The sequence below is a fragment of the Cochleicola gelatinilyticus genome (assembly GCF_001637325.1).
In the GTDB taxonomy this organism is placed as follows: domain Bacteria; phylum Bacteroidota; class Bacteroidia; order Flavobacteriales; family Flavobacteriaceae; genus Cochleicola; species Cochleicola gelatinilyticus.
The window spans coordinates 21,793-44,134 of record NZ_LRXL01000001.1; the positions used below are offsets into that span (position 1 = coordinate 21,793).

Here is a 22,342-nt window from a genome sequence, read left to right on the forward strand (position 1 = left end):
ATCCCTGTCTTCACAGGAATTTTAGAGCAAAGGATATAACTCCCTAACTCTATTTTCATTCTAATCAAAACAGGCTTCTCACCTAAGCATATCTCAAATACAAAAACCGAAATAAGCTTTTTAAACTCAAGAGTCTTGAAAGAACTTAGAGCGGGAGACCGGGTTCGAACCGGCGACATTCAGCTTGGAAGGCTGACGCTCTACCAACTGAGCTACTCCCGCATTTATAATTCTACATAAGGTATTTTCCGAATGCAAAACTAATGGTATTTTCAATATTTCAATCTACTTTCAACCTCTTTTTTTGAGATTTTTTTAAAACATTTTTCACTTCTGTAAAAAATATTGGTGGGGAGAGCAGGATTCGAACCTGCGAAGACGTAGTCAGCAGATTTACAGTCTGCCCTCGTTGGCCGCTTGAGTATCTCCCCGAGCCAATTCTGAATCCCGTTTGAGGTATTCAGAATTTTTAAATTTCACCTTTTCAAAGAGCCGATGGAGGGACTCGAACCCACGACCTGCTGATTACAAATCAGCTGCTCTAGCCAGCTGAGCTACATCGGCTTTTAAACGACTTTAACAGTCATAAAAAAGTCCGCTATTTCTAACGGACTGCAAATGTAGAAGAAATTATTTCTCCTGCAAAACTTTTTGCAAAAAAAAGTACTATAAAAATACTCTTTGTTTTTGTTTTCTTTTTTTCAATTGTCTTTCTAAAGACCGAACACACTCATCTGTAGCCTCTTCGAAAGTTCTCGCCTCTTTTTTAACAATTAAATCTCCTTTCGGAATACTTATTAAAATTTCTACATTTTTATTTTGTTTCTCACTTGTTTTTTGAACTTTAAGAAACACATCTGCAAAAATTATTCGATCATAAAACTGTTCAAGTTTGGCGAGTTTTTTTTCAATAAAATCTACCAATTTCACATCTGCCGCAAAATTTGGAGCTTGCACATTTACTTTCATACGCATAAGTTTTATAAGTTAGAAATTCATTTTTGGTTTCGAGGGTGTGAAGTTTTATATACTTCTTTCAACTTTGTTATACTATTATGTGTATACACTTGCGTAGAAGCTAAACTTGAATGCCCCAACAACTCTTTTACCGCACTTAAATCAGCACCTTGATTTAAAAGGTGGGTAGCAAATGAGTGCCGCAATATATGCGGACTTTTCTTCACCTTCTCGGATGCCTTACTAAAATAAGAATTAATAACCCTATAAACAAGCGTTTCGTAGATTTTAACCCCTTTCGAAGTCACAAACAAGAAATCTTTATCTTTTATATTTTCTAACTTATTGCGTAATGTTAAATAGCTCTCGAGTGTCTCTAATACAGATGGAAGCACAGGAATGATTCGCTCTTTATTTCGTTTCCCTAAAACTTTTATGATTTTTTGAGAGAGTAAGACGTCAGAAATTTTTAACTGCACTAATTCTGCCCTTCGAATTCCAGTTGCGTAAAATAATTCGACCATTAATCTATTTCGAACACTTTCAAAATCACCAGACTGACCTAAGAGCTCTAAAACATCTAAAATTTCATTTTCTGAAAAAGGCACTTGAACTTTCTTAGCTGTTTTTAAAGCTTTGTGTTTTGTTAACGGGTTAATTTCGATCTGTTTTGTTTTCAGAAGAAATTTAAAATACGCTTTTAAGGAAGAAACTTTTCTGTTCACACTTCGGTTCGATATACCTGCATTCACTAACGAAACAATCCAGCTTCGAATCACAGTATAACTAACTTCTTTAGCATTTGTTATTTCAAACTCTTCGGAAACAAAATCAAGAAAAGACTCAATATCCTTTTTATACGCAGCTACAGTATGCACTGAATACTTTTTTTCGTATTCTAAATAATCGATAAATTTTACAAAGGACATACGCTAGGGAAATAAGACAAATTAGTATAACTACTAAACCAAGAATAACTGCCGTGCCTAAAAATACAAATTGTAATTTGCACATGCTACACTATATAAACAAAAAAATCCGTTGGAAAATTCCAACGGATTTAATATATATCTCCACTTTCGTGGTCAATTCACTAAATTTCTTCCTGATCTCTTAAGTTCTGGATGTATTGAGCTTTTTGAATTTCTTTTCTTCTCACAACCGATGGCTTTGAGAATGCTTGACGTGCACGTAACTGACGCATTGTTCCTGTACGATCAAACTTACGCTTAAAACGCTTTAGTGCTCTGTCGATATTTTCTCCGTCTTTAATTGGTATAATTAACATAGTTCTTAACCTCCTCTCTTTAGGTCGGCAAAAATAAGTATTACTTTTAAATAATCGCTAAATGAAAGTGAAATTTTTAAAAAATTTATTGTTTGAATAAAGACGCTCGTTTACTAAGGTCCTGAATAAGCTTCTCTTCTTCTTCACTTTCAAGCAATACATTATAATTTTCCCAAAAAGTCTCGTTATAGGGCTGGGTCACAAAGATATCTTCAGACCAATTTTGCTGTAATGATTCAGAAACGATTTCGGGATCTTGAACAACTTCAGTAAAAACAATTTCCTGAACCGTATTATAGTAAAAATCATTTTTATCTTGGGTAGGCCTTCCTTTTTTATCTAACTGATCTGAAGAACGATCTCCTGCATTTACCAGCTTAGGCGTTTCATAATATATATATTTCGGATACATTTTGTCTTCAAAAGAAATATACGTCATAACAACTTTATGATTTAACAAGGTACCAAACAAACTCTTACTTCTGTTCTTCTGATTTTGAGAAGCAGCAACTAGTTCATACTCCATCTTTTTTATCGCATAGGTATCCCAATCAATATAAAGCCATCCTCTGGGTTCGAAACCTTCATTATATATTCCTGGAGTATTTAAACCTACGAAGTCAGCTCCTTTTTTAATTTCAATCTTATATAGTTTTTTGCCATTTTCCACCAATACGGTATCTAGACGAAATTGATGATGCTCTAAAACATCGTCTCCAAAAAGAGCTTTTGAGGCGTTGGCATTTCTAAAAATATTTAATTTCCCTCTAAAAAGTTTGTCCAAACCATTAACGCGTTCATCGTTCCACTTAATTGCTTCGACTAAAGTTTCAGTTTTTATCGTGTCTCTTCGTAAGTTTTTTGATCGCAATGCCTTATCAGCATTAGTTTTGTTTTTTAGGTACGCCGTATACGCATACAGACTATCAACATCTCGCAAATCGTAACTCTTTCGTGTCTCGTCTACATTTATTTTTAAATTCTTTTTAGCTCCTGAAGCATAGCTGGAATCGTATAAAGTAATCGCACTTTCAATAAGCCATTTATATTCTGTTGTATTCCGTTCTTTGTGCCGTAGAAACCCTTTCTGAAGATACGGTTGTTCGGGAAGATTATCGGGCAATTCCTCGATTGCTCTTAATACGATATCGTTTCCTGTTTTCGGACGAGTTTCAGCAATAAGGATTACTTCGTCTAGCGAAGCCATATCTTCCTCTAAAAATACATCCATAGACACATCAAAATCGGCGACAGCACTTCGGAAACTTTTATACCCGATAGAAGAGATCACCAACGTATCGCTCACGTATCTTTGCGGAACCACTAGCACAAATTTTCCATCAGAATTACTTACCGTTCCAATGGTAGAATTCTCAATGTAAATACTTGCATTTTCGATCGGAGCATACGTTGCAAAATCTACAATCTTACTTTTTAATTCAGTTTGAGCCGTTAGTTGAAGGCTTAAGAACAAAGTCACTAAGACTAGGAATTGCTTAAAGAAATAATTCATTTATGTAGGTTTTAATGAATTTAAATATAGGGCTTTTGTTATTTCTGAAGGCTATGTAGCAGGTTTGTACTCTTTTCCTTCTATTACCATCTTTGAAATAATTTCACGTAAAATCTCTGAGGTTCCTCCACCTATTGGTCCTAATCTACTATCACGCAGAAGTCGCGCCATTGGATAGTCTTCCATATAACCATACCCTCCTAAGAACTGTACACATTCGTACATTACCTCATCTGCAACTTTCGTAGAAATTAACTTAGACATTGTAGCTTCTTTTACCACATATTCACCGTCATTTAATCGTTTTGCAGTTACATAATTAAAGGTTTTACACACCTCTACTTCACTTGTTAATTGCGCTACTTTATGTCGAAGTGCTTGAAATTTAGAAATACTTTTTCCGAAGGCAAACCGATCTTTCATATATTGAATGGCATACTCTAGTGCAAATTCACTTCTCGCATGTGCATTAATACCCATGATTAGACGCTCTAATGCAAAGTGCTGCATTATGTAAGGAAACCCTTTGTTCTCTTCTCCCATTAAATTTGCTGCAGGAATCTCAACATTATCGAAAGCAATCTCTCCAGTGTCACTCGCCCTCCATCCTAGTTTATCTAATTTAGTTGCAGATATACCGGGCGTATTACGATCCATCACAAAAATACTAATCCCTTTATTTCCTAATTCTGGAGCAGTCTTCGCAGCAACCACCAAATAGTCGCTGTATACTCCATTGGTTATAAATGTTTTAGAACCATTAATAATATACGTATCACCCTTTTTAACTGCGGTGCTTCTCATGCCCGAAACATCGCTTCCTCCAAAAGGCTCTGTGATACATAAACATCCAATCATTTTACCTTCGGCGCTTGGAGTTAAATATTTTTCTTTCTGCTCATGATTACCTTCTTTATTTAAATGTGTCATTGCCAAATAGGCATGTGCCCACATTGCTGCTGCAAAACCACCAGAATTTACTTTTTGTAATTCCTCTAAAAAGATCACAGTATAGAACAGGTCTAGATCTAGTCCACCATAGGCCTCTGGCGTTGCTAAACCAAAATAGCCCATTTCTCCAAATTTTTCCCAGACACTGCGATCTATAGTTCCTGTTTTTTCCCATTCATCTATATGCGGAACAACTTCCTTTTGTAAAAAATCTTGTAAACTTTTTCTAAAAAAATTATGCTCTTCTGTGAAATATAAATGCTCCATATAGTTTTCAGTTTTACTAAAATTAAGGCTTTTAATTGCGGTTTTATAAATGAAATGACCTTTTCATTCTTCAATGAACAAATATAATTGAATTAAAATGAACTTCGATTGCGTTAATCCTTCAATTTTCTGAAGCTCAGAAATTGAAGAAATTCCTTCTCTAAGTTTACAAAACTCCCAGATCTCTTTTGCCAATTCGAAACTAATCCCAGGAATGGTTGCAATATCTGAAGCGGATGCAGTATTTACATTAATACGGGACAATTTCTTTGGTGTTTTTACAGTAAACTCCTTTTCTATTCTACCAATAACTTCTGGCGATAGCCCGTATACACTATGCAATTGCGCATCACTGGAAAAACCCCCTAATTTAGCTCTATAGTTAATTATACGAGCACTTAATGCTTCTCCAATTCCATATATTTTTTTTAGCTCTTGAGAAGTCGCTACGTTTAAATCTTGTTTTTTTGAGAATGGTTTTTCTTCGGAAATAAACGCTTTCGCCGTATAGGCGCGTTTTGGTTTTGGATGGGTTATCCAATCAGGAAATTTAAAAAATGGACTAATCTTATTTGAAAGAGAATCTGAAATTTGAGTTACTCGCTTAAAATCTTCGATAGAATTTACCCATTTATCTTCGGCACGAAACGCCTTTAATCGATCGTATTCTCTTGGAGACATTCCTAATGTATAGGCTTTGTAATCTGAAATAAAATTAGGGTTAAATGGATAAATCTTTGGTTGTTTCTCTTCGGAAGCGACCTTTGCCAAAGAATCGTGTTGTTTCTGAAGCTGCATAATTTCCGAGGAAGTACTATCGAAAATCACTTCGGTAGAACTGGTGAAGAAATAATACCAGCCTAATAACAAAAAGTTAATTGTAACCAAAAGTAAGATCCCATTTCGTTGACTTCGATTGAAGACAAAATGGGATCTTGTAGTTTTGCTTAATTTCATACCACCTGTGTTTAGTCACAGGGGAGTCACTATTGCAATAATCTGTTTAATTACGATTACATTTCCTTACGAAGGTCATCTGCACCGTCTTCAAGAGCTTCATGTTTGGTTTTAATCGCCTTCATATATTTATTTAATTCTTTGCGTACTACTGGTGTAAGCATAAGTACACCGATTATATTTGGTACTACCATTGCAAAGATCATCGCATCAGAGAAATCAATTACAGCTCCTAAACTTATAGATGCTCCAATAATTACAAATAATAAGAATAAAAACTTGTAAACTAAATCTGTTACGCGTCCTCTTCCGAAGAGATATTTCCACCCTTGCATACCATAATACGACCAAGAGATCATAGTTGAGAAAGCAAATAAAATTACTGCAATCGTTAAAACAATCGAGAAGTGAGGAATTACACTATCGAAAGCGACAGCTGTTAACTCAACTCCTTCTTTTATTTCGGTTCCATATTCCATAAAGTGACCGTCAAAATTTGTAATAATAATTACTAACGCAGTCATAGTACAAATTACTACCGTATCTACAAAAGGCTCTAATAAGGCAACAATTCCTTCACTCGCAGGATACTTGGTTCGTACCGCCGAGTGGGCAATAGCCGCAGACCCGACACCAGCTTCATTAGAGAACGCTCCTCGTCGAATTCCTTGAATCATTACTCCAATAAGTCCCCCTGCAATTCCAAGTCCAGAAAAAGCTCCGTGATAAATTAAGGCAAAAGCATCATCGATCAATGAGAAATTAGCAAACAAAATAATTACTGCCGCTAATACATATATTCCTGCCATGAACGGTACAATCTTTTCGGTAACAGAAGCGATTCTTTTAATTCCCCCGATAATTACAATAGCAACCAATACTGCCATTCCCATTCCGAAGTACATTCCTGCATTTGCATCTTGAAGATCAAAAAGCTTTACAAATTGCGCCGCTGCTTGATTCGCTTGAAACATATTTCCTCCTCCGAAAGATCCTCCAATTACAAAAATTGCAAAAACTACAGCTAAAATTTTACCAATAAATCCGAAACCCTTTTCTTTTAATCCTTTCGACAGATAATACATAGGACCTCCATACACGGTTCCATCTTCTCCAACATCACGATATTTTACACCTAAAGTACATTCTGCAAACTTAGATGCCATACCTAACAGACCGGCAAGGATCATCCAAAAGGTTGCTCCTGGCCCACCAATAGATAATGCCACTGCTACTCCAGCAATATTTCCTAAACCTACTGTAGCAGATAATGCTGCTGTTAATGCTTGAAAGTGAGAAACCTCTCCGTCGGCACTATCGTCACGCAAAGTTTCAATAATATTCTCTCCTTCATTAGGAGTTTGGTCTCCGTACAATGTATCGGCACCATGCTTTTCGATATCTTCATATTTACCTTGAACTACTTTTATCGCTGTCCAAAACCCAGTAAAGTTTATCAGTTTAAAATAAACTGTAAAATATAATGCTCCACCTATTAACACAATAAGCACCCATGGAATTTGGAATGTTTCAGAAAATGGAATTTCATAAAAGATAGCTTCAACAAACCATCCTGTATAATCACGAAATGTAGCATCGATCTTTTCAGAAGTTGTTGGATCTTGCGCAAAAGCTAATAATGGGGTTAATACTGCAAATAGAGAAAGAAGAAATTTCTTCATATTATAATTTTAAATTATACTTGTTTTTTCAGCAAAGCAAGATGCCTAAAAAAATTGGCGAATTCAAATTTTTACACATTAAATTGTTAACGATTTCTTAAACGTGGTATAATTTTTTCAAACTTTCAATTTGATTTGGGCGACCAATTAATATAATTTTTGAATCTTTCTTAATAATAAGCGATGGTTCGGGGTTCACGATATACTCTCCGTTAGGTGCTTTATATCCTATAATCGAACACCCTGTTTTTTTTCGTACATCGAGATCCTGTATGGCCTTTTCCACCCCATCTGAACATACTTTTTCGAACGGAATCTGTTCTACATTAATACTATCTTCTTCTCCCGAGACCGAAAGATTATCTAAAAACTCTACAAGATCGGGAACTACTACTAAAGATGCCATGTGCTCTCCTCCTATCTTGTCTGGCATGATTACATTATCGGCACCAGCAAGTTTCAGTTTTTTATAACTGGTTTCTTCTGAAGCACGGCTAATAATCTTTAACTCTTTATTAATCTGACGCGCAGATAAAACAATAAATAAGTTATCAGCGTCGCTAGGTAATGCACAAATAAGTGTTGAAGCACGTTCTATTCCAGCTTCTATAAGAATTTCGTCTTCGTTTGCATTTCCATGTATAAAAGGAATTTTTTCTTCCTCGAAACGATCTACCACATGTTCGTCCATTTCAACAACCACAAAATCTTGATTATATGCTTGTAATTTTTGAACTGCTTGTTTTCCATTTCTACCATAGCCACAAACAATTACGTGATGTTTCATCTCGTGTATCATTTTCTCGATTTTTTTTTGACGAAGATTTCCAATATTATTTTTACTTAAAATATGTTCTGTAATGGTCGAAATGGCATACCCCACAATAAAGATACTGCAAACAATAAATACGGAAGTGAATATTTTTTCTGTCGGACTTAAAGGTTGTACTTCTCCAAAACCTACCGTGGTAATAGTTATAACTGTCATGTACAGCGCATCTACCCAAGAATAGGAAGATATAAACTTAAACCCAATAACACCTCCCAAAAAAACTACGAGTAAAAGAAATAATGATCCATATAATTTAGATTGAAAAATACGTCTCATAAGTCGAAAACTGAACTTCTTTTTGTAAACACTAAATCTTTTAATTTTAATAAAAATGCTAAGGTAAGATAGATAGCGAACCATAATCCGAGGGTTGCGAAAGACACGTAAATAAAAAACAACCGAACACTTTTCGCTCGCATTCCCAACCGATCGGCCAAACGAGAACTTACGTAAAAGCCACGTTTTTCGAAGTAATGCCGAATCTTGTATACAAACTGTAACATAGATGCAAAGTACTATATTTTTTAAAAAGACTTTTTATTTACAATCGAAATAGCAATTTAAATTTTCTGTTTTAAAAGTGAATTCCCTACCGCACACTCCAAGCAACGGTTTACGTCACAATACTGTTTTTTAAGCTGTAGCAGCGATTGCGACTCGAAGGCACTATTGGCTTTCACCCCAAGGTCCCCAAATTTTTTTAGAACTGCATTTACCTCTGGTTTTATTTCGGCAGCCAGTGTCATCATTTCTTCAGAAACATCTTTTCCATGAGTTCTATAATAATAAAATTTTAGTGGAATTACAGTATTTAATAGCAGCAAATCGACGGTGTTTTCCGTCAGCTTCTTTTTACGAGGGGAGGATACGGTGCCAAAATTAAAATGTGTGTCCCAATATTCTCCCGCAGATACAGCGAAAATCTCGTAATACTCCGAACGTGTTGTTGCTGAAAGTATTTCAGAAAAAAGTCCTTTTGTTTTTGAATACAGTACCCCAAGTTGAGACAACCGAATCGTAGGAAAATTTGAAGGTCGTAATCGAAAAAACTTTGGAGTTATAACCGTGTTATTCTCAAGTTGAAACTTTTGCTTTAAATACCTATACTCCTTCTGAAGCGATCTATAATATCCATCTTCTTTTAAATCATGAAGCAGCCCCGCCTGCCCAAAAAGTAACGCTTCTAATACGAAAACCTCTCCCCTACATTTTTGCACGGTTTTAAAATGGGTTGCCTGTGCCATACTCAAAAAAGCTTCCCCATTAACTTTTTGCCCAAAATTTTTGCAAAGAAGCCGAAACAATACTTCCTCCCAATGATTCGAACAGCGTTCTGCTTCCTTTTTAATACGTTCGGTCTTCTGTTCTAAACGCTCGATAAACATTCGGTCCTGCCAATTCTTTAATATAAAACCATCAACCTGTTGTATATCATGTTCGCAATTAATCCAAGTATGTGGTTTTAAGAACAAATTTGAATAATAGTTTTTTGCTTCGGAAGAAATTAAAGAACCTATTTCTAAGGTAGGAATAAAGGTTCCATCATTTCGTATTATTTCGGCATCATGTTCGTAGACCACATGAAGAATCACCGTATCGTACTGCGCATCTTGTTCATGATTATGAACGTACCAATCTGAAGCTTTTACATGAATTTCAACAGTTCCCGCCCAATGTTGATCACCAATTCGAATCTGAGCATTAAAAAAATCGGGGCCAGAATTAAAGTTATGTATCCCGGCTTGAATTATTTGAAGGGATGTTCCAGAAGTAGTTTGTAACGCCCGTGCATCGAATTTCTGAAACTTCCACACATAGTGCAAGAAATCTTCTTTCATAAAACTATCGTATCACGGGGAGTGATGCTGATTTTTAAAAATATGAAAAACTGTTGAAAACAAATACCTTAAGGCAAAGAAAGAAAAACTAAGTCAGCTTTATAGAAGCCGAAGGGTATTACCAATTCGCTACTCACTGGTCTCCTTTTCTTTTGAAACATCTGAATCCTGTTCCACTTTCTCAGAAATGGTGTCTGCGAATAGGATTCGATTCCATTTTCGGAGTCTTCGGTTTAACAAAATAAATCGAGCGATGCCTACGGTAAGAAATACAACACAAACCACCAAAGCCACGTACCCTAACCACTGGATGGTTTTAAAATCTTTTAATTGAAGTAATGCCAACCCTCCTAATAGCAAATACAATGAAGCACGAATGTACGCCAGTAACGTACGTTCATTTGCTAGTTTGGTTCGCTCTAGTGCAAGAATTTCTCTTGTATTTACTGGAACTGGCTTCGTACGTAAAAATCGAAATAATTTTTGAGCTCTTGTTTTCATCAGGTATAAAAATAAAAAAAATCCCGCGTAATAGCGGGATTTTAATGTTCTTATTAAAAAATAGATTTAGTCGATATATCCCATTTTTCGCATCCAATCATCGTTGTACATTTTACCTACATAACGACTTCCGTGATCGTGGAATAATACTACTACAACATCGTCTTTCTTAAAATGTTCTTTTAATTGATGAACTCCCTTCATGGCTGCGCCTGCTGAATTTCCTAAAAAGAATCCTTCTTCTTTCGATAGTTTCTGTGTCCAAACGGCAGCATCTTTATCGGTTACTTTTGTAAAGCCATCAATGATATCGAAATCTACATTTTTAGGCAGAATGTCTTCTCCAATTCCTTCCGTTACATACGAATAGATCTCATTTTCGTCAAAGATCCCAGTTTCATGATACTTTTTAAAAACACTTCCGTAGGTGTCTATTCCCCAAATTTTAATGTCTGGATTTTTCTCTTTTAAATATTTCCCCACACCACTAATAGTTCCTCCAGTACCAACTCCTACTACAAAATGAGTGACTTTACCATCGGTTTGTTTCCAAATTTCAGGACCTGTACTTTCGTAATGCGCTTTTCGGTTGCTTAAATTGTCATACTGATTTACATACCAACTATTTGGTGTTTCTTCTGCTAGACGTTTTGAAGTAGAATAATACGAGCGTGGATCGTCCGGTTCAACGTCGGTTGGGCAAACAATTACTTCGCTTCCAACGGCACGAAGAATATCCATTTTCTCCTTACTTTGTTTGTCGCTGATCACACAGATCATTTTATATCCTTTTACAATAGCGACTAATGCGAGCCCCATTCCAGTATTTCCACTAGTTCCTTCGATGATTGTACCCCCGGGTTTCAATCTTCCATCTGCTTCTGCATCTTCAATCATTTTCACCGCCATGCGATCTTTTACCGAGTTTCCTGGATTAAAAGTTTCGTATTTAGCAAGTACTAGCGCAGGAATGTCTTCTGCTAGTTTATTAATTTTAACTAGAGGTGTATTTCCTATAGTTCCTAAAATATTTTCTGCGTATTCCATAGTATTTTTTAAATATTTAACCTTCATAGTACCATGAAAGTTTGCGGCTGCAAAGATACTGTTTAGGAACGATTTCTAAAAACATCCTGCTTGCTGTATAAAGATCTCTATTGGTTTTAGAAGCGATACCCTATTCCCACTTCAAAAAGGTATACATTGGTGAGTTCAAACTCTTGCTTGTCATCTTTGTAACTCTGAAATTGGTCTCCTTGAGTTTTTAATCCGACTGAAATACTTAAATGTTCTGTAAAATATTTTTTTATTCCAATATCTGCAACTAGTCCGAAGTTAAAACCAAGGCCTTTTATTTTATCATCCTGTCCACTTATTTCATTTTCAACAGTAGCACTATAAAGGTATGAGCCGTATCCTCCAAACGAAACAAAGTAAGAGAACCCACTTTCAAAATCTCCAGAATAACGTGCTGTGACGGGAAGTTGTAATGAGTTATTCGTTATAAATGACTGTAAACCTTGAGTATCGTTATAACTTGCTCGTACGTGTTGGTTTGTAATTCCAGTAATGAGCGAAAAACTGTTGCTTACGACAAACTCTTTGCCAATAAAACCTCCTGCTACATTGGCATTAACTTTAAAAGATTTTTTAGCTGTCAATGTTGCGTTTCCGAAGTAAGCCGTAAAGATCCATTCTCCTTTTTTTTCTTTAAGAGCAGCTTCTGGTTGTTGCGAAAAAGCTTCAGTAATGCATAATAACAAAAAGACGAGAATGAAATATTTCATATGAAAACAGTATAATTAAGGTGTATTCCGAAGCCAACAAAATCATTCAAATCGAATGGCTTTTACTGGAGAAATTTTAGAAATGATGAACGAAGGAATCAACAACATGATCAAGCACAATAAAAAAGTTCCTGCATTAAGAATTAGAATATAGCCAATTTCTAAATGCACGGGTGCTTCTGTCACGTAATAGGTATTAGGATCTAATGGAAATAGCTTGGCGTATTTCTGAATGAGTAAACCTCCAATTCCTATCACATTTCCCCAAAATATTCCCACTCCAATAAGATACATTGCGTTGTACAAGAACACCTTTCGGATGCTCCAATCGCTTGTTCCTAAAGCTTTCAGAATTCCAATCATCTGTGTGCGCTCTAAAATAAGAACGAGCAATGCTGTAATCATGTTTATTCCCGCAACGAGAATCATAATCCCAATGATCAACGCAACATTAAAATCGAAAAGATCCAGCCATTCGAAAATATTAAGGTATTTATCGCGAATGGTTTGCGAATCGAGCGTACTCCCAATTTCGGTATACACTTTATTTCCAACTTCGTTGATCTTATCGAAATCGGTAACAAATACCTCAAAAGCACCAATTTGGTCCTTCTCCCATTTATTTAGTCGCTGCACATGACGAATATCTGCAATAATAAACTGTTCGTCAAATTGTTGAAAACCGCTGTTGTAAATCCCGATAATTGTAAACCCTCTGCTACGCGGTTCTTTATTTGTGTCGTCGTTAAGAAAGAAAGTAACAACTTTATCTCCCAACTGAAATCCAAGTCGATTGGCGAGAAATGTAGACATCAAGATTTCGTCGTTGAGACCGCTGTTGTAATTGGGGAGCCTACCTTCTATTAAAAAATCTTCGAAAGAGGACCAGTCATAATCGGTGCCTACTCCCTTAACTACAACGCCTTCAAAATCGGTAGGAGTTCGAATTACGCCTCCCTTTGCTGCCGTGATCTGAATATGTTTAATCCCCTCCACATTTTTAAATTCGGGATAAAAATCCTGTTCTATCGAAATAGGAATTTGCGAATCGTCGGAATAATTAGTGTCGAAATTGGTAATTACAATGTCACCATTAAAAGCAGAAACCTTTTCACGAATCTTTTTTTGCAACCCCATGCTAGTTGCTATGGTTACCAACATCATAATAATCCCCAATGCAATAGCGGTAATTGCTATTTTTATTATTGGAGCCGAAATACTACTTTTATAATCTTTAGCGGCGATAATGCGGCGAGCGACAAAAAATTCGAAATTCACAGACGTTGGTATGAGATTAACAAGCATCAAAAATACAATAATCGTAACGCTTTTCATTTGTTTTTCTTGCGGAAGCACCGTTACCGAAAAAGAAGCAATGCAAAAAGCTCCTTTAGAGCAACTCATCGAGACCGGAAAAGCAGTCACCGAAGACAATGCGCGTGATCTAGATCGTGAAAAAGACAAGATCTTAATGCTTGGCATGCAGCGAACCGATATTTATTTACCCATGCTTAAAGGGAAATCGGTTGGAGTTGTCGCTAACCAGACATCACGCGCCGTGGTAAAACAATTGGTATATCCACCCGATGGTAAAGCATATGTTAAAGATCGTAATCTACATTTGGTCGATTACTTGGTTAGCGAAGAAGTTTCTGTACAAACCGTATTTGCACCCGAACATGGTTTTAGGGGTACCGCAGATGCTGGTGAAATGGTTAAAGACGGCATCGATTCGAAAACAGGAATCCCTATTGTTTCACTTTATGGAAAAAACAAAAAACCCAATGCCGAACAGTTAAAAGGTATCGATGTGCTATTATTCGATATACAGGATGTGGGCGCTCGTTTTTACACCTATATTTCGACGTTGCATTATGTCATGGAAGCCGCCGCAGAAGCTAGCATACCAGTGATTGTTTTAGATCGTCCTAATCCTAACGGACATTACATCGATGGCCCCATCATGGAACCGCAACACACAAGCTTTGTTGGCATGCACCCCATCCCTGTAGTGCATGGAATGACGATAGGAGAATATGCAAAAATGATTCAAGGTGAAGACTGGTTAAAAACTGCAAAAAAATGCGATCTTACGGTGATTAAAATGGAGAATTACAACCATGAACTTTCCTATTCATTACCTATAAAACCTTCTCCAAACTTGCCTAACGATACAGCGATTACCCTCTACCCAAGCCTTTGTTTTTTTGAAGGAACCTTTGTAAGTGCTGGTCGTGGTACCGAAATGCAATTTCAAATCTTTGGAGCCCCTTCTTTTTCTTCGGAAAAGTATTCATTCACGTTTACACCTCAAGCCAACGAAGGAGCTAAGCACCCTAAATTTAAGGGAGAACAATGCTTCGGAAAAGACCTTCGGAAGGAATCTCGCCAGTCTCAAATTAATCTAGATTGGTTGATTGAAGCCTATAAGAACAGCACGAAAAAATCTGAATTTTTCAATAACTTCTTCGTTAAATTAGCAGGAACAGAAAAACTTCAGCAACAAATTGAAGCTGGAAATACTTCCGAAGAAATAATACAAAGCTGGAAGGCGGGATTGGCAACATATAATACGATGCGAAAGCCATATTTGTTATATGAGTAACTCGCATCTAACTACATATTATGGAAGTAATTAAAATACTTTTCTTTGTATTAGGCACTTTTTTTGGCGTCGAAAATAGTGAGTTTGCAGCAGAGAAAACAACGGTTACTCATGCTGCAGAAGATAAAACCATTCGCATTGTTCAAGAAGGTCTATTTGCAATTATGAAAAACGAAAAGGATAGCATACGAATATACCAAGAAGTAATTGCTATTTCAAAAGGTGAAAAACATTGGGACTCAGAATTAAAAAATCTTAGAGCGAAATCTTTAACTTTCTTTACCACTCCAGAAAGTTTGTTAAATGTAGAAATCGTATTCACATATAAAAACAAAGAGGACATGAGTGGTCTTTCTTTAGATATTGATAGAGAAGGAAACTTTTCAATTATTAATATACCCGATTGGAACTTGAAATCTGAAGACGGATATAAAGATGGAAATTATTGGAATTTTAAATCCAATAAAGATTTCACATTTACCCTCGAACCCTTTAAAGAAATGCCTGATAACTACAAACCTTACGTAAAAAAATTACAATTAGTTAAACAAATGCTACATTGAATTGGATCTTATTAATTATTGCGGGACTATTTGAGGTTGCTTTCGCTGCATGCCTTGGAAAAGCAAAACAGGCTTCGGGAATACAGAAGATCTATTGGTATATCGCATTTGCGGTTTGTTTGTTCGTAAGTATGTATTTGCTTATAAAAGCAACTCAAGAAATCCCTATTGGGACCGCCTATGCAGTATGGACAGGAATTGGCGCCGTAGGAACTGTCCTTGTCGGAATTCTGGTATTTAAAGAGCCTCCAACATTTTGGAGAATGTTTTTCATTAGTACATTAATTGCCTCTATCGTTGGATTAAAAATCGTTTCTAATTAACAGTAAAAATTTTTATAAATTCACTCTACGCTTCATCTCCTCCACAATATTAAAAGCAGCAGGGCAAATAGCTACATTTTTTAGGGTAAGATTAGAAATCTGTTGAAATTTCCTGCGATCGGTATGGGGAAATTCTCTACATGCTTTTGGGCGTACTTCATAGATACTACAGTAATTATCTGCACCCAGAAATGTACACGGAACCTCTTGCAGCACATAATCGTTCTCTTCATCCACTTGCAAATACGTTTTAATAAACTGTTGGGGTTTCATTCTAAAATGTTTTGAAATACGCTCCACATCCTTATCGGTAAAAAGTGGCCCTGTAGTTTTGCAACAATTAGCACAAGTTAGACAATCGGTTCTTTCAAATTCGGCATCGTGCAATTCGACCATTAAAACATCCAGATTTTTAGGAGGTTTTTTCTTTAGTTTTGTAAAGAACTTTTTGTTTTCAGTATGTGTATCTTTGGCGCGTCGCGGAAGATCTTTTAACACTTCATCCATGATTCAAAAATACACTTTTTTTGATTTGCAGAATAGAGTACTACTAAAGGAATACAGGTTCCTGTTTAACTTTTTAATTTTATCATGAAAGACCTCCTCGGGAAAGCGATGCTAGATTTTTATCACGGGAAAGACACCGAAAAACTCATCACCGAAACCAACATAAGTGACGCAGACGAGTTGCCGTTACCCTATTTATTTCGAAGCTATTCTGAAATGCCCTTAATTGAGCAGAAAGCACTTGAGTTGTGCAAAGGTCATGTGTTGGATGTGGGCTGTGGAGCTGGAAGCCATTCGTTATACCTTCAGAAAAAAAACCACGATGTAACTGCGATAGACATTTCAGAAGGAGCGTGTGAGGTTGCCCGTTTACGAGGCGTTCAAAACGTAATAAAAACTTCAATATTAGCATTGAAAGAACCTAAATTCGACACCATCTTAATATTAATGAATGGTACTGGGATTTTTGGAACCCTATCTGAAACCGCAACCTATCTGAAACATTTAAGGTCATTATTAAAACCTAATGGACAGATCTTAATAGATAGTAGTGATCTTCAATATATGTATGACACATCGAAGGAAGGTGGTATTTGGGTTCCGCAGGATCGGTATTACGGAGAACTTGAATTTACATTATCTTATAAAGGCGAAACAAGTGAATCTTTTCCATGGCTTTATCTCGATGAGAGAATTTTTGAAACAGCCGCAATAGCTTCAGGATTTATATTTGAAGTTATCGTACAAGGTGAAAATTTTGACTATCTCACTAAACTTAGTGCCCCGGCGTAAAACCTTTGGCTGCTAGAGCGTCGATGGTATTGGTAAAAAGATCTCGGCTCCAATATTCCGATATTTGCGAAATATCTGTAGCCAGTGCTTGTCGGGATTGTTTGATTTTTTTCCCTACTTCACTATTATAAAAAGAATTAATAAAAACCTGTTCTGCTTCAGATAAGGAAGCTTGATCAAATAGCATTTTTTGCGCAGCATCAGATTCATAAAAAGCGATCATTTCGGCGATGTCATTTTCAGAAAAATGTTTCCGATAGGCAGAGGCTAACAAGGTTAATACTTCTCCTACAGCTTCAGCTTTATTGTTTTTTAAAGTTTGCCATTCGGTAGGTGGCACTTTACTGTCTGCAAATTGCTGCTGTAACATTGTAAGCATCTGGTCGTACGCATTATCGTATTGAGAAGTTGTTCCGTTTATAGACAGATACTTAACGATGTCTTGTTGGAAAGCATCTTCTTGCCCTGAAACTGTAAAAGAAAGTGCACAGAAAAGCGTTAAAAAGAAAGACCGGATTTTCATAATGGGTATTTATCAGTTATGTTTGTCAAAAATACAAAAATTACGCCATGAAGCTTAAATGTTATAATTTCTTCCTAATTTTATTTTCAGCACTTACTATAGTAGCCTGTAAAAGTGACGACAGCGATGATGGTATTGCCGATTTTAAGGCGGAAAATAGAAAGGGGTTAGGAACTTCTGCGGAAGACCTTTTGTCTAATGATTTATATTCTAAAGTAACAGTAGAATTAGTGTACAGTACTAATTTTGCTCCGTTACAACAAACGATCGATGGTCTACAAGACTATCTTTCTACTCGATTAAATAAAAGTACTATTAATATTGTTCGCACTGTGATCGACCAACCTACAGGTGCACCTTTCGATCCAGATGAAATTAAAGAAATTGAAGAAGAAAATCGAACCTTATATACTACCGAAGATGAGATCGTAGTTTATGTGTTCTTTGCCAATGGCAATAAAGATACCGACACCGAAACTAATTTTACACTTGGAACTTCTTACTTTAATACCTCCATAGTTATTTACGAAAAAACACTACAAGATCTTGAAGCTTCTGGAAATGGGGATCTTGCAGTTTTAGAAGGAACAACAATTCAACATGAATTTGGACACCTTTTTGGACTTGTAAATATTCAAAATGATGATATTCATCCTTCGGATCATGAGGATCCCAATGCAAGTAGACATTGCGTAGTAGAAGATTGCCTCATGTATTTTGAAAGTAGTACCCCTGGTCGTTTAGCAAGATTAGAAACTATGGTTAATATCCCAACCCTTGACGCTTTATGTATTGCCGACCTGCAAGCTAAAGGAGGAAAATAGAATAAGGAAAATTATAAATATGCTTAGTAAAATCCTATATTTAACTCTTCTTTTTCTCTAAATTCTACCACCTTGTTTTGCGTATTAGTGTGCTGATGATTTCTTATTTTCTTCCTGTATTGTATTAGAAGCCGCTTCAAAAACTTTCTTACCATCGATAAAAGTCGCTAGTACTTTCACAGTTGGAATGCTGTCTTCAATAATGCTCATAATGTCTTTATCGAGTACTGTGAAATCTGCAAATTTTCCAGTTTCAATACTCCCCTTTTCGTTTTCTTCAAAATTAGAATATGCAGCCCATGTAGTCATTCCTTGTAAAGTTTCTTTGCGAGACAGCGCTTCTTTTTTTCGAAAACCTTCTTCTGGATAAAACTCTAAATCTTTTCTGGCTACTGCTGCGTAAAAGGTGTGCATAGGATTCACTTTTTCTACAGGAAAGTCTGTTCCTAGAACAACAATTCCAGCCTTTTTTAATAAAGTATTGTACGAGTATGCTCCATTTAAACGTTTTGTTCCAATTCGTTCTTCTGCCCAATACATATCACTGGTAGCATGAGTTGGTTGCACTGAGGGAATAATATTTTTTGAAAAATATTCAAAATCGGAAGGCGTCACAATCTGTGCATGCTCTACTTTCCAACGCGCATCAGTCCTATCTTTTAATACCGCATCGTAAACGCGTAATACAGAAATATTGGCCGAATCTCCTATTGCATGAGTATTCATTTGAAATCCAGCAGAATCGATTCTACGAGCCAATGCTTGCAATTCTGAGGTTTCTGTAATCATTGCTCCATAATGGTTAGCCTGATCGCTATACGGAGCTCTCATTGCTGCGCCTCTAGACCCTAAAGCGCCATCACCATAAACCTTAACCGAACGAACATTGAGGCGATCGGTCTTAATTTTTCCTTTTTCATTTAAATAATACTCTAAATTCTCTGGAGTATTAGAAACCATGGCATACACCCGAAGTGACATTTTACCTGCTTGTTGTAAACTGTCTATTAATTCGATTGCCATTCTATCTAATCCTGCATCGTTTACAGTTGTTAAGCCTAACTCAAGGCAGCGTTGTTCAGCATCAAGTATGGCCTCTGTCATGTACTTGGTGTCTTTTTCGGGGATAAGACTCCAAATATTTTCTCTAGCAGTATCAATTAACACGCCTGTCGGTTTTCCATCTTTTACAATTACTTCTCCACCCTTCATTTTAGAGTCGGCTGTAATACCTGCCATTTGTAGTACGATCGAGTTTACAATCGAGGCATGACCATCGATTCGAGTTAATATAACAGGAGTAATGGGAAATAAGGAATCAAGCATTTCGTTCGTTGGAAATTCTTTGTTCTCCCAATCGTTTTGATCCCACCCTCTTCCTAATATAAAATCTGTTTTTTTCTCCTTTTGGAATGCCACCACACGTTCTACAATTTCATCGAAACTTTTAGTGTCTTTTAAATCTACATCTTGAAGTGTCATTCCCAGATTTACTAGATGGGCGTGTGCATCGATCAATCCTGGCACAATTGTTTTACCTTTTGCATCGTATGTTTCAGCGATTCGATATTTTAGTTCTAACTCAGGCTTTATTCCAATTTCTACGATTTTTCCATCTTTAACTACGAAAGAATTTGCCTTATCGAAGGTTTCATTTACCGTATAAATGTTTGCATTTTTCACCAACAAATCTGCCGATTTCTTTTCGGGTGCACACGATTGAAATATGACAAAAACAATTGAAAAATAAAAAAATCTCATAATTAAAAAGTTTGTGTAAAAATAAAAAAAGCATCTCTAACAAAAGGATGCTTTTTATAATAAAGATATTAAGTTATTACCAATCGAATTTGTAAGTAGCACCAAGCAATCCTTGAATTCCTTGTACTGGATAATTTAACCATTTCTCATAATTATCACTTAGCAAGTTGCTTCCTTTTGCGAAAAAAGAGAGTCGGTCGTTTACTTTATATCCTAGATGCACATTGAGATCGGCATATCCATCTAGCGCCACTTCTTCTGGAAAAGGAGTTACCAAGGGTCCCACTACTAAATTTCTATCCATTCGTTCTCCAACATAAAATACCGAAGCACCTCCGTACCATTGTTCGTTAAATTTAAAGTCTGAAAACAACGAAGCTTTTATTTCTGGAAGGTTCCAAGGTTGCATTTCATTGGTAGTATCGTAACTGAAATATTCTGCATTTAATCCTACTGAAACTACATCAGAAACCGCAACTTTCAGCTCCCCGAAAACAGACAAAGTATTCATATCGTCGTACACTATCTGAAACGAATTTCCATACTCATAGCCTTCAAAATCTATGGTGTTATCTACTGCCGGATTAGTTAAAAACAATGCTTTGTTTTCTTCCTTACCATATGACCCTCTTACATTATACCCTACCGAATTAGATAATTTTCCTTTTAACCCAGCAAATCCGTCGTACAATCTACTCGTTGGAGCAATAAAAAGGGTGGGTGACACATACGGATTGGTTTCCTTAAAATTATAATAGGTATTCTGGTCCAGACCTCCATCCACACCTCCATACGCGATAAGCAATTCGTCTACCAGCTTGTATGAAGCATTGATCTGAGGATAAATATTAAATTCTGTTTCACTATTCTCGGCGTCTAATGTTACATACGCAGCTACCCCCAAAGAAACAGAAAGATCATTATTTACAAACTGTATCGCCGGAGTGATGCCTGCATTTAAAAAACTATAAGCTATTGAAAATCCTTGATCCACATACCCCTTTTCGAAACTTCCACTTACGTAATCTACATCTCCGGTAATTTTTAAATCGAAATCTGTTAACGGAAATGAGAATTCGGGTTGCAAGGTTGCATTTATTTCTGAAGAACTGTACGAGTCTCCAGTATAACGAACCCGTGCCGATAATTTTTCGAATATCGATTCATCGAATGCCATGGTACCTCCAACATAACCTCCAAAATAATTTTGTTGTACATCCGCATTATTAATAAATTCTTCTGAAGCTCCTTCATAAAAATCGGGCAATCCATACCAATTAAATAGCTGATGGGTCCCTCCTGCTTCTAAACGATAATACGCATCGCGTTGTCTGCTCGTATAATTTGCATCCAATTGCGTGTCGTAATATTTGTTTTCTAATCGAACCCCTTCGATGTCGCCTTGAGCCGAATTGTGCCTAAAAAAGAATCCAGCATTATCGGTACGACTAATCTCGAAGTTACTATACAATTCACCCAAAATACTGGTGTAGTTTCCAAATCCAAGTGTAGCATAATTGTCATACAGTTTTATTGGTTTTGCTTTTTCAACTGTCGCAGCTTTTCCTTTAGCAGGGGTAAACGTAGAAGCAACAGGAACCGAAAAAATAGAATACTCCACTGGTTTTTTTGCTTCGGAAACAGAATCGTTTAGAACGGGCGTTTCTTTCACTTTAAAAGCATCTGAAATAGTAGGTGTGTATGGTTTCACAATATTTACTACTTCGGTGTCAAGTTCATCTTCTTCTTGAGCATTTACGATACATGTCGCTATACTAAAAAGCATGAAAAAAAGGCAATACTTATTTTTAAAATTCATTACAATGGGATTGTACATAAATTGCAAGGTTTCTTTGTTATTATATGGTGTT

Annotated in this window: 23 protein-coding genes and 3 tRNA genes; 5 read left to right on the plus strand and 21 right to left on the minus strand. The window is 36.3% G+C overall.

What is annotated here, in order from left to right:
* Nucleotides 1–149 precede the first annotated feature (149 nt).
* From ULVI_RS00075 to ULVI_RS00155, 17 genes are all read right to left on the minus strand, one after another.
* Nucleotides 150–222 (minus strand) — tRNA-Gly (locus ULVI_RS00075).
* 124 nt (nucleotides 223–346) lie between these two features.
* Nucleotides 347–431: transfer RNA gene (locus tag ULVI_RS00080), tRNA-Tyr, on the minus strand.
* A gap of 59 nt (nucleotides 432–490) precedes the next feature.
* A tRNA-Thr gene (locus ULVI_RS00085) sits at nucleotides 491–564 on the minus strand.
* A gap of 102 nt (nucleotides 565–666) precedes the next feature.
* On the minus strand, nucleotides 667–969 hold the full coding sequence (gene hpf, locus ULVI_RS00090; RefSeq protein ID WP_068588053.1) for a ribosome hibernation-promoting factor, HPF/YfiA family: 303 nt from the start codon (nucleotides 967–969) through the stop codon (nucleotides 667–669).
* Between the two features lie 26 nt (nucleotides 970–995).
* Entirely contained in the window at nucleotides 996–1,886 is an 891-nt protein-coding gene (locus tag ULVI_RS00095; protein WP_068588056.1) for a tyrosine-type recombinase/integrase, read from the minus strand.
* A 164-nt stretch (nucleotides 1,887–2,050) separates the two neighbouring features.
* Complete coding sequence (gene rpsU / locus ULVI_RS00100; RefSeq protein ID WP_068588058.1) at nucleotides 2,051–2,245, minus strand: 30S ribosomal protein S21; 195 nt, start codon at nucleotides 2,243–2,245, stop codon at nucleotides 2,051–2,053.
* Nucleotides 2,246–2,330: 85 nt separating this feature from the next.
* On the minus strand, nucleotides 2,331–3,758 hold the full coding sequence (locus ULVI_RS00105; protein ID WP_068588061.1) for a carboxypeptidase-like regulatory domain-containing protein: 1,428 nt from the start codon (nucleotides 3,756–3,758) through the stop codon (nucleotides 2,331–2,333).
* 51 nt (nucleotides 3,759–3,809) lie between these two features.
* Entirely contained in the window at nucleotides 3,810–4,976 is a 1,167-nt protein-coding gene (locus ULVI_RS00110) for an acyl-CoA dehydrogenase family protein (RefSeq protein ID WP_068588063.1), read from the minus strand.
* 63 nt (nucleotides 4,977–5,039) lie between these two features.
* Nucleotides 5,040–5,933: a ComEA family DNA-binding protein gene (locus ULVI_RS00115; protein ID WP_068588066.1), complete on the minus strand. Its 894-nt coding sequence runs from the start codon at nucleotides 5,931–5,933 to the stop codon at nucleotides 5,040–5,042.
* Nucleotides 5,934–5,989: 56 nt separating this feature from the next.
* Nucleotides 5,990–7,615 carry an alanine/glycine:cation symporter family protein gene (locus tag ULVI_RS00120; protein ID WP_068588069.1) on the minus strand — a complete coding sequence of 542 codons (1,626 nt, stop codon included), beginning with the start codon at nucleotides 7,613–7,615 and terminating at the stop codon, nucleotides 5,990–5,992.
* A 97-nt stretch (nucleotides 7,616–7,712) separates the two neighbouring features.
* Complete coding sequence (locus ULVI_RS00125; protein WP_068588072.1) at nucleotides 7,713–8,723, minus strand: potassium channel family protein; 1,011 nt, start codon at nucleotides 8,721–8,723, stop codon at nucleotides 7,713–7,715.
* Complete coding sequence (locus ULVI_RS15615) at nucleotides 8,720–8,950, minus strand: PspC family transcriptional regulator (RefSeq protein ID WP_068588075.1); 231 nt, start codon at nucleotides 8,948–8,950, stop codon at nucleotides 8,720–8,722. The genes ULVI_RS00125 and ULVI_RS15615 overlap by 4 nt, the downstream gene beginning before the upstream one ends.
* Before the next feature lie 57 nt (nucleotides 8,951–9,007).
* Nucleotides 9,008–10,285 (minus strand): DUF2851 family protein, encoded by a 1,278-nt coding sequence (locus ULVI_RS00135; protein WP_068588078.1) that lies wholly within the window; start codon nucleotides 10,283–10,285, stop codon nucleotides 9,008–9,010.
* 129 nt (nucleotides 10,286–10,414) lie between these two features.
* Nucleotides 10,415–10,786, minus strand: a complete 372-nt coding sequence (locus ULVI_RS00140; protein WP_068588081.1) for a DUF202 domain-containing protein — start codon at nucleotides 10,784–10,786, stop codon at nucleotides 10,415–10,417.
* Nucleotides 10,787–10,852: 66 nt separating this feature from the next.
* The gene (locus ULVI_RS00145; protein ID WP_068588302.1) at nucleotides 10,853–11,833 is read right to left on the minus strand and encodes a PLP-dependent cysteine synthase family protein; all 981 of its coding nucleotides are present in this window, start codon (nucleotides 11,831–11,833) and stop codon (nucleotides 10,853–10,855) included.
* Between the two features lie 116 nt (nucleotides 11,834–11,949).
* Nucleotides 11,950–12,573, minus strand: a complete 624-nt coding sequence (locus ULVI_RS00150) for an outer membrane beta-barrel protein (protein ID WP_082830737.1) — start codon at nucleotides 12,571–12,573, stop codon at nucleotides 11,950–11,952.
* A 42-nt stretch (nucleotides 12,574–12,615) separates the two neighbouring features.
* Nucleotides 12,616–13,851 (minus strand): ABC transporter permease, encoded by a 1,236-nt coding sequence (locus ULVI_RS00155; RefSeq protein ID WP_068588307.1) that lies wholly within the window; start codon nucleotides 13,849–13,851, stop codon nucleotides 12,616–12,618.
* 10 nt (nucleotides 13,852–13,861) lie between these two features.
* Between ULVI_RS00155 and ULVI_RS00160 the strand changes: the two genes are divergently transcribed.
* Genes ULVI_RS00160 through ULVI_RS00170 form a run of 3 tightly spaced genes read left to right on the plus strand, consistent with a single transcriptional unit; the run spans nucleotide 13,862 to nucleotide 16,064 of the window.
* Nucleotides 13,862–15,178, plus strand: coding sequence for an exo-beta-N-acetylmuramidase NamZ family protein (locus ULVI_RS00160; RefSeq protein ID WP_068588087.1), 1,317 nt, complete (start codon nucleotides 13,862–13,864; stop codon nucleotides 15,176–15,178).
* A gap of 20 nt (nucleotides 15,179–15,198) precedes the next feature.
* Complete coding sequence (locus ULVI_RS00165) at nucleotides 15,199–15,741, plus strand: hypothetical protein (RefSeq protein WP_068588090.1); 543 nt, start codon at nucleotides 15,199–15,201, stop codon at nucleotides 15,739–15,741.
* Nucleotides 15,738–16,064, plus strand: a complete 327-nt coding sequence (locus ULVI_RS00170; protein ID WP_068588093.1) for a DMT family transporter — start codon at nucleotides 15,738–15,740, stop codon at nucleotides 16,062–16,064. Before ULVI_RS00165 ends, ULVI_RS00170 begins: the two co-directional genes overlap by 4 nt.
* Nucleotides 16,065–16,076: 12 nt before the next feature.
* On the opposite strand, the gene ULVI_RS00175 is transcribed toward ULVI_RS00170, so the two are convergent.
* Nucleotides 16,077–16,571, minus strand: a complete 495-nt coding sequence (locus ULVI_RS00175) for a YkgJ family cysteine cluster protein (RefSeq protein WP_068588096.1) — start codon at nucleotides 16,569–16,571, stop codon at nucleotides 16,077–16,079.
* An 84-nt stretch (nucleotides 16,572–16,655) separates the two neighbouring features.
* On the opposite strand from ULVI_RS00175, the gene ULVI_RS00180 reads away from it, so the two are divergent.
* Nucleotides 16,656–17,363: a class I SAM-dependent methyltransferase gene (locus ULVI_RS00180; protein WP_068588099.1), complete on the plus strand. Its 708-nt coding sequence runs from the start codon at nucleotides 16,656–16,658 to the stop codon at nucleotides 17,361–17,363.
* Here ULVI_RS00180 and ULVI_RS00185 read toward each other — a convergent pair.
* Entirely contained in the window at nucleotides 17,347–17,886 is a 540-nt protein-coding gene (locus ULVI_RS00185) for a DUF2059 domain-containing protein (RefSeq protein WP_068588101.1), read from the minus strand. The genes ULVI_RS00180 and ULVI_RS00185 overlap by 17 nt on opposite strands.
* A 47-nt stretch (nucleotides 17,887–17,933) precedes the next feature.
* Between ULVI_RS00185 and ULVI_RS00190 the strand changes: the two genes are divergently transcribed.
* Nucleotides 17,934–18,710, plus strand: coding sequence for a hypothetical protein (locus tag ULVI_RS00190; protein ID WP_068588104.1), 777 nt, complete (start codon nucleotides 17,934–17,936; stop codon nucleotides 18,708–18,710).
* An 84-nt stretch (nucleotides 18,711–18,794) separates the two neighbouring features.
* On the opposite strand, the gene ULVI_RS00195 is transcribed toward ULVI_RS00190, so the two are convergent.
* Both ULVI_RS00195 and ULVI_RS00200 read right to left on the minus strand, forming a co-directional pair.
* The gene (locus ULVI_RS00195) at nucleotides 18,795–20,471 is read right to left on the minus strand and encodes an amidohydrolase (RefSeq protein ID WP_068588108.1); all 1,677 of its coding nucleotides are present in this window, start codon (nucleotides 20,469–20,471) and stop codon (nucleotides 18,795–18,797) included.
* A gap of 76 nt (nucleotides 20,472–20,547) precedes the next feature.
* Entirely contained in the window at nucleotides 20,548–22,308 is a 1,761-nt protein-coding gene (locus ULVI_RS00200; RefSeq protein ID WP_241780933.1) for a porin family protein, read from the minus strand.
* Between the last annotated feature and the right edge of the window lie 34 nt (nucleotides 22,309–22,342).